Below are 15656 nucleotides of genomic sequence, written 5' to 3' on the forward strand. Positions count from 1 at the left end.
AGGCTACAGCTCGCATCCGGTGTCCTCACAATCCGGGGCAGCCTCGTCCCCATCGAGTTCGGTCAGGAGCTCGACGTCGGCCACGTCGCCCCCGTCGTCCGGTGCGACGTTCTCGGCCATCCAGACCGGATTCGTCGCCTGCTGGTCGCACTCGCGCAGGGTTACGTCGCCGAAGATGGACTCGTAGGACATTCCCGACAGTTCCGCTCTGACTGTATCGGGGTTCCGAGAGCCAGCCGCCTGGATCCCCTGAGCGACCATCATGATCGAACCGTAGCCGACCCGAGAAAAGTTGTCAGGTGGCGCGCCGTACTCGTCCTCGTAATCCGAGACGAACTCGGGGTTGGTACCCGTCTCGAGGCCCGGGACGTAGCGCGTCCCGCTATAAATTCCCTGTGCGGCCTCACCCGCACCGCCCCGAACGACGGCGAACGATCCGGTCGTCGTCACGATCGGAATCTCGTCGTGAAGACCGCGTTCGTATGCCTGAAGTAAGAACCGGATGAGGTGACCACCGGTCGCACCGACGACGAGCGCGTCGGCGTCGTCGGCGCTGCCCGAAAGCTGCGTGATGAACGCCTCGAAGTCGGTCGCCCCCTCACTCGGCGTTACCGTCTCGACATCCTCGTACTCGTCGGTCAGGTTCTGCATCCGGCCTTCGAACTCCTCCTTGACGGAGTGACCGTAGGCGTAATCGGCGAGCGAGTACATCACCCGGCCGCCGAGGTTCTCGGCCGTCCACTGGGCTACCACCTCGGCGATCTGGGCCGTACTCGTCTCGAATCGGAAAACGTACTCGTTGCAGTTCGAGCCCGTGATCGAGACGTCCGCCGCGCCAGGGGTGTAGATCACTTCGTTCTCGAGTGCAACTTCGTTGATCGCGAGTGCGACCGAACTGGATATCGCGCCGGTCAAAAACTGCGCCCCGTCGCGTTCGATGGCTTGATTCGCCGCCTGGATGCCGTCTTCCGCGTTCAGTTGGGTGTCGTAGTCCTCGAACTCGATCTCGAAATCGAACTCGTCGCTCTCGTTTACGTGCTCGATCGCGAGGAGTTCACCCTGATGGCGCTCCTCCGCGAGATCGGCGAAGTCACCCGTAAACGGCTCCAAGACACCGAACTGAACGGTATCGAAGTCTTCGTCGTCGCCATTGTCGTCGTTCGGATCGCCGATACAGCCCGCCAGTGTCGAAACGCCGACCGCACCGAGTGCCCCGGCGCCCCTGAGGAGATCTCGCCGCCGTGTGTTTGTGCTATCAAGCACCATGGTATACGGGGTGACAGTGCGTAGCCAACGTTAAAGCATATCGCCCTCATATGCAGGGGTTTTTTAAGAAAAATTGGTAGAGACGGTACAGTTCCCCATTGTTCCACCATAAACAGTGGAAAGTGATTCCATATGGTGATGAAACTAATATTCGATTCCAGATCGACGCCGCTCACCCCATCCGTTGCAAAGAACCTTGTCGACGGTGGGCTAACACGAACGTGAGATGGTTTCCGAATCCACCGCAACCTACGAGCGGCTCGCGCCGCTTGACGCCGAGGACGCGACGCTAATCGAGGGACTACCGGGCCACGGCCTGGTGGCCTCGATCGTCGTCGACCTGCTCAAGGATCAGCTCGATCTCGCCCACTGCGGGAACATCACGTCGGACGCGTTCCCGCCCGTCACCACGTTCGACGACGGGCTCGTTCAGGACCTCGTCAGGGTCTACGGCTGCGGCCACCCGGCCGTGATGACGCTGCAGAGCGACCTCACCGTGCCGGAGCGAGCGTTCGAACCGCTCAGTCGCTGCGTGATCGACGAGGTCGCAGACGACCTTCGCCGAGCCATCTTCATCGCCGCGGCGCCGGCTACGTCCGAAGAACAACTCGGCAGCGTCACCGGAATCGCGACGACGGAAGCCGTCCGCGACGAACTCGACGCGGCCGACATCCCGATCGCGGACGAGCACGGCGTCGTCGGCGGCGTCACCGGGGCGCTCGTCAGAGGCTGCTACCAGGCCGACGTCCCCGCCGCGCTGCTGGTCGTCCGATCACACCCGCAGTTACCGGACCCGCGCTCGGCGAAAGCGGTGATCGAGAACGCCCTCGAACCGCTCGTCGAGTTCGAAGTCGACACGACTCCGCTGGACGAGCAGGCCGAGGAGATCCAACAGCGCATGCAACAGATCGCGAGCCAGTTCCAGCAGGCCCAGCAAGCCGCTGGCGGCGGCGAAGGAGACCGAAGCTTCAGGTCACAGGGATCGGGAATGTATCAATAGCGGATCCGCGCTTATCAGGATCGGCGTTCGCGATGGTCGCCTAGGACTCACCGTCGGAATCGGCCGTCGGACCGGGACCGATATCCTCGCCTTCGGTGATCGCCTGGGCCTGTTCTTCCATCGCTTCGATGTCGAGGTCGGCCTCCGCGTCGATCTCGCCGATGATCTCGGCAATGTCGTCTAAGCCGATCAGTTCGCGCGTCTCGTCGTCGAATTCGAGGCTCGCTAGCTGACCGTCGCCCTCGGCGACGTCGCTACCGGTGAGGTGCTTACCGTAGCGGCCGAGCATCGAGGTTAGTTCCTGCGGTAAGACGAACGTCGTAGACTCGCCGGTGCCGATCTCGGTCAGCGCGTCCATCCCCTTGTCGATGACGGCGCGTTCGCCCATCGACTCGGCCGAGCGCGCCCGGAGGACGGTCGAGATGGCGTCACCCTGGGCTTCTAAGATTTGACTCTGCTTTTCTCCCTGCGCGCGAATGATGTTACTCTGCTTGTCACCTTCCGCCCGCTCGACGGCGCTTCGTCGTTCTCCCTGCGCTTCGAGGATCATCGCGCGCCGGGTCCGCTCGGCGGAGGTCTGTTTCTCCATCGCGCCCTTGACGTCTCTCGACGGCGTGACCTCCCGAACCTCGACGCTCTCGACGCGGATGCCCCACTCGTCGGTCGGCTCGTCGAGTTCCTCGCGTATGCGCGAGTTGATCATCTCCCGACGGCTCAGCGTGTCGTCGAGTTCCATGTCGCCGAGGACGGCCCGGAGCGTCGTCTGGGCCAGGTTCGAAACGGCGGTCATGTAGTCGTCGACCTCGAGGAAGGCCCGTTTGGCGTCCATCACTTTGATGTAGACGACGGCGTCGGCGGTCACCGGCGAGTTGTCCCGCGTGATCGCCTCCTGATGGGGGACGTCGATCGTCTGGGTTCGCATGTCGAACCGGTAGGTTCGCGAAACGAACGGCGGAATGATGTTCAGCCCCGGTTCGAGCAGGCCGCGGTACTCGCCGAAGACGGTCAGCGCCTCGCGGTCGTAGGCGTCGACGAACTCGACCATCGACCAGAGCGTGACGGCGACGACGACGAAGACGAGCGCACCGACGATCAGAAACGACTCGCTCGTCGTCAGCAACGGCGCGATGGTTGCGGACGCAAGAAGTGTCATACTGCCCCTACGGGCGCCGGCTAGAAAGGGTTTCGCCCGAAGAACGAACGCGGTGGGCGCCGCGGCGACTACGAGCGAGTTCGCCGCGCTGCGATCGACGCGATCGTCAGCACCGCGACGAGCGCCACCAGGACACCGAAGCCGGGAATTCCGTCGTCCGCGTCGCCACGGTCGTCGACCGCTCCGTCGGCTGGTGAATCGTCATCGGCAGGTTCGCCTGGTGAATCGTCCGCAGGCGGCTCGTCGTCCGTACCGGTCTCGGCCTCAGTAACCGTCACCGTTTCCGTCACCGCGTCGTCGCCGACGTCGAGGCGGAGTTCGTGCTCGCCGATATCGAGGTCGGCCGCCGAAATCTCGAACTCGAACGTTTCGCGGTCGGCTCCGTCCAGTTCGATCTCGCGCTCGTCGATAGTCCGTCCGTCGAGTTCCAGCGCGACCGTCGTCGTTCCCGACTGCTCGCCGGTGTTTTGAACGGTCGTCGCAACCGGGAGCGACGCGCCGGCAACGATCTCGTCGGGGGCATCAAATTCGACGACGTCAAACGCAGCCGGATCGGGCGTCGGTGCGGGCGGTAACCCAGGCGACGGTGTGTCGTCCGCCGGGGACGGTGCGGCGAGCGTCGCCGCGTCGTGGGCGGTCTCCGTCTCCACTCGGAGGTCAACTGACGGCGTCTCGACCTCCTCGATCAGGTGAGAGAGTGTCTCGGTCGTCTCGAAGCCGGGCTCGAGTGCGACGTCGACGCGATCGGTTTCCTCGTCGTCGACGTACAGGACGAGCGATTGCTCGTCGGCTTCGTCGCCTCGGTTCTGAACGGCGACGTCGACGTCGAACTCATCGCCGGCGGCGTCCGGCTCGGTGACGTTCGCGATCGCTACGTCGAAGGTCGGCCGATCAGGATCGAACACCGGACCGACCTCGTCGCTGATTCCCGCGGTCGACGGATCGGCATCAGGGACGTCGCCCTCGGCGAGGATGGTGACGTCCGTCCCCGTCTCGATCTCGCCGAGTTCGACCGGGACGGACGCGAACGTCGGGCTCTCGGTGGAGGCGTAGCCGAGGTGGTCGGTCGCTTCCCCGATGACCGTCCCGTTGTCGGCTACGATTTTGACGGTGGCGTCGGTCGATCCCGTCCCGCGGTTGGCCACCATCACTTGCGCAGTCACGGATCCGTCCTCCCCGACGTACTCGACGGTCCCCACGTCGAGGTCGGGCTGGGCGAACCACGCCGGACGCTCGCCTCGATCGATCGCGTCCTCGCCGACGCCGCCCGCGTCGATAGACACCCGGTCGGCGACGCTCGCGTTCAGGCCCTCGTCGCCAACGAGGGTCGAGACCGTCGCATTCTCGCCTGGATCGACACGATCGGCGTACGCATCGGCCACCAGGTCGGTCCCGTTATCGAAGGTCAGTGGGACGTCGACGGCCGCGGCTCCACCGTCGTTTTCGACCACGGCGGTCACCTCGACGCCGCCGGCCGTCCGCTCGCTCGAGATCGCGTCGACCGAGAGGGCGGCCGTCGCCGCGACGACCGTCGTTTCCTCGACCCCGTCGTGGGTCTCCTCTGGGTAGTCGACGCGCAGGTCGAACGCGCCGTACTCGTCGACTTCGAGTTCGACCTCCCCGGACGCGTTCTCGCCCGCCCCCAGCGCGTCGTGTTCGACCTCGGCGACGACGTCCGTCGCGTTCTCGACGACGACCGTCACGCCTTCGCTCGTCGCCACGTCCCCGACGTTTCGAAGCCCGTAGGAGACCGTCGCGTTCTCGCCGGCCGGGGCCTCGCTGGTAGTGGCCGAGAGGTCGAACGCCGGGCGGAACTCGTGGTCGGCGACGAAGACGTCGTTGGTCGCGTTCGTGTCGAGTTTCTGGACGGCGTAGGCGGCGTGGAAGCCCTCGCCGTCGGCGGCCGGCGTTACGTCTGCGTGCCACGCCGTGTGGTTGGCCTCACCCACCGAGACGTGCTCACGGTCGGCGACCCAGCCGTCGCCTCGATCGAGCCGGTAGACCAGATCGTTCGCGCTCTTGCCGTCGGTCATCGCGCGATAGGAGAGGACGGTCTCGTCGTCCGCGGTCGCGAGCGCGAGTTCAGTGACGTCGCGTACGTCCTCGCGCAGGTCGAGCGCTGTGACCCCGTCGCCGTCGCCTTCGTAGACTGCCGGGTCGAAGACGCCGTCGACCCAGACAGTGCGACCGGCGTCGGTGGCGATCGACGTGGCGTTGCCAGCGTCGAACGTGGACAGCTCCTCCAGTTCACCATCTACGAGGCGCTCTGTCACGACCGAGCCCGTCCGACTCTCGCCGGCGGATGCGTTCGCGGTCGGGCCTTCGTCGAGGGTCGCGTACGCGAGTATTGCGTCGCCGTCCGCGGTGCCGAGCGTCGGCAGCGTCGCGTCCGCGATGGCATCGACGTCGCCGGCATCGCCGTTCGCATCGACGGTTGTGTACCGTACGTCGACGCCGGAAACGTTCTCCTCTGCCATGCTGACAGACTCCCAGGCGAGCAGCCATCCGTCGGCAGTCTCGACGACCGACGGCGCGGTCTGCATCTCGTCGGATTCGGTGAGAATCGTCGGTTCGCTCCAGCCGTCGCCGTCGTCGATCGCGAAGGCGATCTCGTGGCGGGAGAACAGATCACCCGGGTCCGAGATGTCACTATCGGCTACGGGTTCGTCCCACGTCGACCACACTGCCAGCACTCCCTCCTCGGTCGCGGCGAGGGCGGGCCGTTCGTCGCTCGTCTCGTCATCGGTCAGGGTCTGCGTCTCGGACCATTCGCCGACGTTCGAGTCGTAGCGCTGATAGTGGAGGTCACGCCCGTCGTTGACGTTCTTCGTCTCGTTCTGGGCGCTCCAGACGACGACCAGGTCGTCGCCGTCGGCGACGATCGCCGGCTGGGTATCTTCCAGGTCGCGTTCGGTCAGCCGCTCGACATCGTCAGCGGCCTCTGTACCCGCGGCGGTCGAGACGGTCACGTCCTCGTCGGCGAAGGGGCGCTCTCCGTACTTCGAGGTGAACTCCCAGGTAGGTTGCTCGAACGCCGCCGGGTCGATGATCGAGAACGCGAGGGCATCGTCGAGGCCGCCGCCCCACTCGGCCGGGCCGAACGTCGGGCCGTCGCTCCACTCGAGCGGGCCGCAGAAGACGCCCAGTTCGGCCCCGAGAGCGGCTTCTCCCCGGAAATTCGTCCCCTCGGCTTGCTCGCCGAAGTCACCCAGTCCGTCGACCGAGCCCGAGGCACCGGCGCTGACGCCGCAGTAGAGGTCGAGGATGGCGTCAGCCGATAGCGTGAACCCGGCACCCATCGTTCCGTCCTCGACGGCGAGGGTTCCGTCGAGGTCGGCCTCGAGCAGATGCGTCGCGTCGATCGTGGTCTCGACGCCGATTTCACCGACCCACGGTACCTCGAAGCTGGCACCCGGACCCGGGAAGTCGTAGATCTCCCCTTCGTTCCCGAAGGACGCCGATTCGACGGTGAGCGCCGGGTCCAGCACGACCTCGACTTCCCATTCGCCCTCGGAGCCAGTGTCGACGAGCGGACCGAAACTCGCACCGGCGTCGCCATCGAGGTGGACGGTACCCGCGACGGCCTCGGTGTCGTACGTGAACAACATGATCGGTTCGCTAGCCAACCCGAACGTGTTGTAGACGATCGGTAACTCCTGGATACCGGTCGACTCTTCGATCACCGCGTCCGGGCTCACCGTGGCGGTGATCGCTCCGGCCGCCCGGTCGACGTCGGCGTCCTCGAGCGGCTCCTCGAGCCACTCGGGCGTCTCGAGCACCGACACCATCTCGGTCATCTCCCACTCGCCACCGTCGGCGGTGACCGCGGTCACCGTCAGCTCCTCGTCTCCGTCGAGTTCTCCCAGGTCGAACGTCGCCGACGCCTCCTGTTCGAGTCCGTCGGATTGTGGGAGTTTCGTCTGCGTCTCGTCGCCGAGTTCGAAGACGAATTCTTCGACGTCGACCGCCTCCGCGCCCACGGTGTCCACGCTGAACATCCTGGCCGTGAACGTCTCCTCCCACTCGACGCCGGTGAGCGGGACGCCGCCGTACTCCCGATCGATCGACGTCGACGCCACCGGCTGCGGGTCCCACACGATCGTCGGGAGCGGGATCGTGACGTCGACCGAGTCCTCGGTGCCGTCGACGTCGGTGACGGTCACCGTCTGCGTTCCGTAGGGGATGTTCCCGAGTTCGGCCGTGTACTCGTGGAAGACGTACGAGCCCTGGGCGGTGGTGCCGTCGCCGAAGTCCCAGGTGGGGTTCTCCGCGTCCGTCGCGTAGAACAGGACCGTCTCCCCCAGCTGCGGCTCCGAGGGCGTGACCACGAGCCCGAGGTCGATCTCCTGGACAGCGACGGGCACCGTCTCGGCGTCGTCATCGGTGACGACCGAGAAGTGGTACTGGCCGACGTCATCGGGGCCGGTCTCCCACTCGAGGGTGACCGACTCGCTCTCACCGGCGTCGAGGGCGACCGTTTCGTTCGCGAGCACCGTATCGTTCTCGTCGCGGAGTTCGACGGTTTCGGCTCCGGATTCGTCCCCGACGTTCTCGACGGTCGCGTCGACCTCGAACGTCTCGTTCGCGGTCACCGGTGAGTTCACCGAGTCGACCGAGATCTCGAAGGTTGCTGGAGTGAACGCGTCGACAGTTACAGTCGTCGCGTCGGAATCTTGCTCGCCGAGAACGGACAGCGAGTGCGTCCCCGCATCCCCGTCATCCGTCGGCCAGACCAGATCGATCGTTTGGATTCCAACATCGTCGAATTCGATCGTTTCGTCGTCGAGAACAGTCCCATCTTCGTCTCGAAGTTCGATCGTCTCCGCGTGCGATCCCTGCCCGGAATAGTCGGCTTGAACCTCGACTTCCAGCGGCTCGCCTTCGGTCACGGGATCGGTCGTCGAGTGAATTTCCAGAGTGAGTACGATCGGATCGAGTTCGACGTCGACGACCGTTTCCTCGTCCGTTTCGAGTTCGATTCCCTCGACGCCACCGGGTTCGTATCCATCGGCGTTGATCACCAGGTGGTAGGTCCCCTCCTCGGGAGCTTCCAATCCGTAGTCGCCGGTCGCGTCAGTCACTGCCTGTGCGACGACGGCATCCGACTCGTCTACGAGTGCAACGTCCGCGTCGGCGATACTGCTTCCCGTATCCGCATCGGAGACGGTACCGCTAACCGTCGGTCCGGGAATCGCCTCAACTTCGATCGATCGCGACGTGCGTGCGGTCGTCCCCCATTCGTCCTCGACCTCGAGCGTGACCTCGTAACTTCCCGCCTCGTCGTACGTGTACGTGATCTCCGGCACGTCCGTGGACTCGAACGAGCCGTCGCCCTCGAAGTCCCAGCGGTAGCTCGCGATCTCGCCGCCCGGAGACACCGAATCGCCAGCGTCGAAGGAGACGGGTTCGTCTTCGAACGGCTCCTCGGGTGCGAACGCGAACGCCGGGAACGGTTCGTCACCGACCGGTTCGGTCAGCCACGGAGCGAAGCAGACGGTTCCGTGTTCCGCGACAATCTCGTCACCCGATCCGTCCGCACTCTCCTCACCACACCCGTCGGAGACACCGCCGCTCGGCCCCGACTCGTGGCCCCACCAGTTCTCGGTCGCATCGAGTGATGGTGGCGTCCCGAACGGATCGTATCGCAGACCGACGTCGTTGCCCTGGATCGCGTTATCCGAGATGGTAACGACCTCGGCGTCGTCGTCGAGGACGATCCCATCACCGTTGTCCTGGATCACGTTGTCCCGGACGACGACGTCCACCAGGTCGCCGGAGACGTGGAGTTCGACACCGACGTCGTTTCCGAGGACCGTGTTGTTCGCGACCGTCGAATTCTCCGCCGGGTCGACCAGTTCGAGCGACATCCCGTGTCCGTCGTTTTCGAGTGCCGCCGTTTCGACGACGTGGAGTGGCGCGACCTCTTCGACGTAGACGCCATCGTCCGCACTTCGTGAGACGGTGCTCGAATCGAGGGTGACGTTCTCGGAGACGGCCAGGTGGATTCCCTCGGTCGGACTGTCGGTGACGAGAGTATCTTCGATCGTCACGTCCGTTGCGTAGGCGACGTGAATTGGCGTCGCGACGCCGTCGGCCTCGATCTCCTCGATCGTCACGTCCGCCGCGTTGACCACGATCACCTGGCCGACGTCGCTCGGGACGGTGACGGATTCGGCCCCGAACGAGTGATACAGCGGCTTCCCGTCGACGGTGTTGTTCGCGATCTCGTGGTCGAATTTGTCGAAATTTTCGTTGTACCCGCCCAGACTCGATTCCTCGATTCGTATGCCGGCGTCGAACTCGTTGTCGAGGACCGTCGCGTTGGTCGACTCGACCAGCCGGAGGTCGACGGCGTGGCCGGAGACGACGTTGCCGGTGATCGGTCCGTCGCTCCACTCCACGACGTGGATGCCGTCGTTCGCGTTGTTCGACACCGTGTTGTTTCGCACCGTTCCGACGTCCGAACTGATTCCGTGGCCATCGTTTCCGGTGACGGTGTTGCCCTCGACCTGCCCATCGCGGGTGACCTCGATGCCGGTCCCGCCGTTGTCCGACACGTCGTTCGCCACCACCCGCGCGTTGAGCGCGTCGATTCCGACGTCGTCGTTGTCGGAGACGACGTTGTCCACGATCGTGAGGTGATCGACCGCCTCGCTTGCGTGCTGGCTGACGTCGATCCCCTCGCCGTTTCCGCGGACCTCGTTCGATTCGACGGTCAGGTTCACGTTCCCGCTCTGAGCCGTCGTCGTCCCGATCCCCTCCCACTGATTGTCCGTGACGGCGTTGTCGACGATCAACGTATCTTCGACGTCGTCGAAGTTGATCCCATCGGCGTTCTCCCGAACGGTGTTGTTCGCGACGAGCGCGTTCGAGAGGTCCTCGACGTTGATGCCCTGCTGGTCGTTACGTTCGAGTACGTTCTCCCGGATCGTCGCCCCGTGAGAGCCGTCGCGAACGTACACACCCTTGCGCTCTGCACTATCCGTGACGAGGTTGTTTGAAACTGTCACCCCGCTCGAGCCGTCGATGAAGACGCCCGAAAGTTCCATCGACGTAATCTCGTTGTCCGAAACGTCCGCGTCCGCACCGTCGTAGATCGCGAGTCCCTTCCAGTCACTCGCCGAAATCGTGTTCTCTGATACCGTCGATTCAGCCGAGCCCCAGAGCGTAATCGACCCCCGGCTAAAGGTGAGGTCCTCGCTCCCGCCCATCTCGGTCAGCGTGTTATCCTCGATCGCGGTACCGTCGCTGTAGGCGACCTGAATACCGGCCGCGACGCCGTCGAGTTCGAACTCGCGAATCTCGACGTCGGACGAGTCGACGACGATGATCTGGCCCGCATCGGCAGGGATCTCGGGAGCCGTCTCGCCGTTGGCGAAGTAGACCGGGTCACCGTCGACCGTGTTGTCCGCGAACGCGTGATCGAAGTCTTCGAGTTGCGTGCCGTCGAGCGCGACGCCGGATTCGAACTCGTTTCCGATCACGGTGGTGTTGACGGATTCGACGATGTCGAGGTCGACGTCGTGACCGGTCACCACGTTATCTTCGACGATCGTGTTCGCGTTCGGGCCGTAGTCGCCCCAGGTGTCTGCCTCCCCATCGAGGAAAATCCCCTGCACGTCGTTGTCACGAACTTCGTTCCCCGTGATCGTCGAATCCGAAGAGAGCGTGAGGTGGATGCCGCCTTCGTCACCGCCGCCCCCGTGTGCGTTCCCGTCGACGAGGTTGTCCGAGATCGTGATGTTGTCGGCCTCTTGTACGCGAATTCCCTCATCGCCGTGGTCGGTGACCGAGTTGTTCGCCACGAATCCGTGGTGAGACGACTCGTCGAATGTGATCCCCTGGTCGCTCCCGAAGCCGCCGTGCACGTCGTTGTCCGCCACGACACCGTACTGAGACTGCCAGAAGCGAATGCCTCGATTGCTATTGTCCGTAATGTTGTTGGATCGAATCGCGACGCGTTCGGAGTGAGAGATGATGACGGCGTCGTTTGCCCTGTTGTCGTACACCGTGGTGTTCTCGATACTGGTTCCGTCGGATGCTTCAGCGACCCGAACCGCATGGCTATTCGTTACGAGCGTGCTATCGACGATGCTGGCGTCCACGGAGCCAGTGAGGTGCACGCCGTCACCTGTTTCCCGGACGGTCACGTTATCGAGACGGGCACCGCTGGAACCGTCGATGACGATGCCGTCCTCGCCGTCGTGATCCACAACGTACGTATCTTCGATCACGAGGTTCGGGGAGTCGGTAACGTAGATTCCGAACCCGTTATTCGGCATTCCGAGTCCACTCTCTACCACCACAGTGGTGTCGGCGATTCGAACGTCCGTCGAGCCCTGGACGACGATCGCGGTGTCGCCCCGATAGTTGGTTACGTTCAATCCACCGACGACGACGCCGTCCGCTCCGTCGATCGTGATGGCCGTGTCCAGTTTGACCGATCCATCACCTTCGAGCACCGGTCGTTGCCCATCGGCCGCAACGATCGAGAGATCGTCGACATCGATCAGAAGTTCTTCCTCGTAGGTTCCGGACTCCACGACGATCGTATCGCCCGGGGCGGAATTGTTGATGGCGTCCTGAATCGACTCACCGTCGGCGACGAGCGTGGTGTCGCCGTCCGCGACGAGCGTGGGATCCGACGCGCCAACCGATCCGCCGAGAGTCACGGCGGCCACGGCCAGTACGCACAGTACGAGGACGGTTGCCACGATGGTCGTCCGGCCGATGAGGGTCGTTTCGCCCGTTCGATCAGGCCGCGCGGCCGGGCGGCGATCACCGTCGCCTTCGTCGGTGCCGTCGCCGCCCATCCTACACCCCCTCCGGCACGGCCCCGATCTGCGAGAAGAGCCCGAACGTATCCCAGACGTCGACGGTCTCCACCAGTTTCCCCTCGTCAACGCGGAATACCGACGTTCCCTCCAGCTCGAACGAGCGGCCGGTCGGCGCGATCCCCATGATCTCGCCGTCGTGGGTACCGGTCGACGTGTAGGTGAGAACGACCGCGTTCCCGTCGACGTACGTCTCGCGGACGCTCTTCGTCAGGGTGGGCGACCCGGTCCGAACCGTGGCGACCCACTCTTTTAGCGCGCTCGCCCCGGAGATCGGCTCCTCGAGTAGCGGATCGTGGTGAACGTGGCGGTCCGCCACGAGTTCGTCGATCAGTTCGAGATCCCCGGTGCTCCACACCTCGCGGAGCATCAGCTGGGCCGGGTTCGCCGTCGATTTCGGTCCGTATTCGACAGTCATCGGAAATTGAATCCGATACGAACGTAACGGCCATAAACATATTCTGTACGACAGTACTGTAAGCTCGTCTGCTGTAACACGGTACTGTGAATGTTCAGATGGTCGGGTGGCGAACTCTGTTGCGAACCAGTCGAAGCCACCCACTTGACGGCGATCGGGTAGTCGCCCAGCCCATCAGGAGGCGCGATGGCGCCGGAACACGTACGCCACCGTTACAGCCAGCGCGAGCAATCCGAGTATCAGACCGTACCCGACGAACCCGTCGTCACCATCGTCGGTCGAGTCCGTCACCTCACCCGCCGGTGGTACGTGGTCGTCCGCGCTCGCCGAGTCGTCTCCCGACTCGGTAGATTCTCCGTCCGCATCGTCGGGCGCATTCGGATCGACGACCGACACCGATTCCGCCAGCACGTCGGGAACCGCCACCTCGAACTCGCCCTCGGCGTCGAACGCGTGGCCCAGCATCACCGTCTCTTCGCCCCCGCCGGCGAGGGCGATGTCGACTTCGTCGACGCGGTCGCCGTCGACGAGCAGTGAGACCGTCTTCGTCCCGACCTCGTCGCCGACGTTCGTCACCGTGACCTCGACGGTGAGCGCCTCGCCGAGCTCGAGCGACGTCGCAGAGAGGGTCGCCTCGCCGAACTCGAACGACGCCGGCTCGGCCGGCGGTGGCGGTGGTGGTAATCCGATCCCGCCCGAGGACTCCTCGACGGCGAGCGATGCGGTTCGCTCGCCAGCGTCGAGTTCGAATCTGACGGCGCCGTCGGCGTCGACCTCGGCTTCGAGATCGGCGTCCTCGGCGGTGACGGTCTCGCCCTCGTCCAGTCCGGTGTCGAGAATCGTCAGCGCAAACGACTCGCTCGCGTTCGACGCGACCGCGACGGGCTCGTCCGCGAAGTCGCCATCCGAGACGGCGAGTCCGTCGACCGATCCGTCGACGGTGAACGAGAGTCCGTCCGCCGGTTCGACCGTAACCGGATGCGACGCGGCGTCGATCGCCGCGAGACAGGTTGCTCCGTCGCTGTGGCGCTCGAGTCTGAGGCTCGCCTCACCGGGCGCAGCGAACGAGACGTCGACGGTCGTCCCGAGTGCGACGGTCTCGTCGTCGGGGAACGTCGGGTACCCCTCGTCCGGCGCAGAGTGGTTGTCCTCGAGTTCGAGGCCGCTGTCGGTGACGTAGACGGGGCCGCCGCCGTCGCCACCGGCGCAGGCGAGGTTTGCGTCGTCGGCCGCAGTGAGTCCAGGGACGAAGGCTATGGTGACTGTGAGTGCGAGTACGAGCGCGAGCATCGACGGCAGTCGCGAGCACCAACGGGCCGTCGATCGACCCGGATCAGTCATCGGTTTCGACGGCCGTCGTCGATTCAGCTCCGTGGCGCTCTTCGACTGCGTCTATCTGTTCGTCAAGCGATTCGACTCGATCGACCAGCTCGTCCAGTTTCTCGGCGAGGCCTTGAATCGCCGCGAACGCGACGCCGTGGCGATCCGTAGACGAAATCGAACCGTCGTCAACGCCGAGGCCGAAGATCTCCGCAAAATCCTCGGCCATCGGCCCCATGTGGCGTCCGCTGTCACGATCGACGAACTCCCAGGTGCTCACCTCGAGCGAAGTGAGATCCTCGAGGACGGCCGCCGGATCGACCGGTTCGATCGCGGTCTTCGTCTCCCGGGCGCTCGTCTCGTTGAATTCCGGGGCGTAGACCTCCATCTGAAAACGCGCTTCGTCCTCACCGTCCGAGGAGACAGCTGCTATCGACGAGTCTCCAAAGACGAACGAGCCGTCGTGGGTCGCCCAGGCCCCACGACCAGCGGCGAAGCTGTAATCGCCGCTCGCCTCGTTGGCTTGGCCGCCCGCGACCGTCGAATTCTCACCGCCCGCCTCGTTGTCTTCGCCCCCACCAACCGTGGAGTTCTCACCGACTGCCTTGTTGTCTTCGCCCCCGCCAACCGTCGAATTCTCCCCGCCCGCCTCGTTGTACCGTCCGCCCCCGATAGTCGAATTCGTCGCGGTCGCTTCGTTGTAGAATCCACCGCCGACCGTTGATTGGCCGCCGGTGGCGTCGTTATTGTTTCCACCGGCGATCGTCGCGTCGTTGTCACTCGCGTAGTTATTGACCCCTCCAGCGATCGTCGATCGGATGCCGTCGGCTTCGTTATTAAGCCCGCCTCCCACAGTGGAGCGCTGCTGGGTAGCGGCGTTCGATCCTCCACCGCCGACCGTCGAGAAGTTACCGGTCGCCTCGTTACCCTCGCCACCGCCGACCGTCGCGTATTCGTCTTCCGCCACGTTCGGATTCGTCTCCGAGCCGCCGCCACCGATCGTCGCACCAACTGCGTCCTCGGCGACGCCGTTTTCGGAGTGTCCGGTGACGATGTTGCCCGCCTCGTCACCATCCTCGACGGTGAGTTCGAACGCGTCGGACGTCGGAACGCCGTCAATTGAAGTCGTTACCAGCCGCTCTAGCGGTCGCTCGCTCGTCCCCACCTGTCCGGACGCACTCCCCCCGTTTGCGCCGACGGACGTCGCGCCCAGCCCCACCAGACCGGCCACTCCGAGGCCCGCAAGCGCGGACCGTCGGCTGAGAACCGCGCTGGGAGCGCCTCCGTCATCGTTGCCAGCGTCGGTCGCCTCGAATTCGTCAACCGTCGTTTGCAGAACCTCGTTCTGCGATTCGAGCGTCTCGATCGTCTCCTGCTGATCCCGGACGATCGTCTCTAGCGCCTCGATTCGCTCGAACACCTGTGACTCGCTATCGGGGTCGATGTCGTTTGCCGTGGCCATCGTCTTTCGAGCGTGGTTCGAAGGAACGACCATTAACCCTAATCTGTATGATAATACAGTCATCCGGAGAACTATACCGCATTGTTGTGAGAACATTAATAATTGTGTACAGTTCTCTCAGTTCGACCAGTAAACGTCGAGCGAATCGATCTTTCAGTTCGTTCGAGATGCAGCTCACACCCGTCTCTCACGAATCAAACGCA

General features: G+C 64.3%; 7 protein-coding genes. 1 reads left to right on the top strand and 6 read right to left on the bottom strand.

All coding sequences use genetic code 11. The features are described 5' to 3' along the window. Nucleotides 1–3: 3 nt before the first annotated feature. On the bottom strand, nucleotides 4–1266 hold the full coding sequence (locus NKH31_RS04070; protein WP_254863865.1) for an ABC transporter substrate-binding protein: 1263 nt from the start codon (nucleotides 1264–1266) through the stop codon (nucleotides 4–6). A gap of 226 nt (nucleotides 1267–1492) precedes the next feature. Between NKH31_RS04070 and NKH31_RS04075 the strand changes: the two genes are divergently transcribed. After that, complete coding sequence (locus NKH31_RS04075) at nucleotides 1493–2266, top strand: proteasome assembly chaperone family protein (protein ID WP_254863866.1); 774 nt, start codon at nucleotides 1493–1495, stop codon at nucleotides 2264–2266. A 40-nt stretch (nucleotides 2267–2306) separates the two neighbouring features. Here the strand turns inward: NKH31_RS04075 and NKH31_RS04080 are convergent, their stop codons facing one another. From NKH31_RS04080 to NKH31_RS04100, 5 genes are all read right to left on the bottom strand, one after another. Continuing rightward, nucleotides 2307–3419, bottom strand: coding sequence for an SPFH domain-containing protein (locus NKH31_RS04080; RefSeq protein ID WP_254863867.1), 1113 nt, complete (start codon nucleotides 3417–3419; stop codon nucleotides 2307–2309). Between the two features lie 68 nt (nucleotides 3420–3487). Next, a complete protein-coding gene (locus NKH31_RS04085) occupies nucleotides 3488–12232 on the bottom strand; it encodes a right-handed parallel beta-helix repeat-containing protein (RefSeq protein WP_254863868.1) in 8745 nt (2914 codons plus the stop codon). Nucleotide 12233: 1 nt separating this feature from the next. Beyond that, the gene (locus NKH31_RS04090; protein WP_254863869.1) at nucleotides 12234–12671 is read right to left on the bottom strand and encodes an ester cyclase; all 438 of its coding nucleotides are present in this window, start codon (nucleotides 12669–12671) and stop codon (nucleotides 12234–12236) included. A 174-nt stretch (nucleotides 12672–12845) separates the two neighbouring features. After that, nucleotides 12846–13961, bottom strand: coding sequence for a CARDB domain-containing protein (locus tag NKH31_RS04095; protein WP_254863870.1), 1116 nt, complete (start codon nucleotides 13959–13961; stop codon nucleotides 12846–12848). A 43-nt stretch (nucleotides 13962–14004) separates the two neighbouring features. Continuing rightward, a complete protein-coding gene (locus NKH31_RS04100; RefSeq protein WP_254863871.1) occupies nucleotides 14005–15453 on the bottom strand; it encodes a tail fiber domain-containing protein in 1449 nt (482 codons plus the stop codon). Nucleotides 15454–15656 lie beyond the last annotated feature (203 nt).

The sequence above is a fragment of the Halovivax gelatinilyticus genome (assembly GCF_024300625.1).
In the GTDB taxonomy this organism is placed as follows: Archaea; Halobacteriota; Halobacteria; order Halobacteriales; family Natrialbaceae; genus Halovivax; species Halovivax gelatinilyticus.

Coding starts and splice junctions, on each gene's coding strand:
- NKH31_RS04070 (WP_254863865.1), bottom strand. CDS start 1,266: ATGGTGCTTGATAGCACAAACACACGGCGGCGAGATCTCCTCAGGGGC.
- NKH31_RS04075 (WP_254863866.1), top strand. CDS start 1,493: ATGGTTTCCGAATCCACCGCAACCTACGAGCGGCTCGCGCCGCTTGAC.
- NKH31_RS04080 (WP_254863867.1), bottom strand. CDS start 3,419: ATGACACTTCTTGCGTCCGCAACCATCGCGCCGTTGCTGACGACGAGC.
- NKH31_RS04085 (WP_254863868.1), bottom strand. CDS start 12,232: ATGGGCGGCGACGGCACCGACGAAGGCGACGGTGATCGCCGCCCGGCC.
- NKH31_RS04090 (WP_254863869.1), bottom strand. CDS start 12,671: ATGACTGTCGAATACGGACCGAAATCGACGGCGAACCCGGCCCAGCTG.
- NKH31_RS04095 (WP_254863870.1), bottom strand. CDS start 13,961: ATGCTCGCGCTCGTACTCGCACTCACAGTCACCATAGCCTTCGTCCCT.
- NKH31_RS04100 (WP_254863871.1), bottom strand. CDS start 15,453: ATGGCCACGGCAAACGACATCGACCCCGATAGCGAGTCACAGGTGTTC.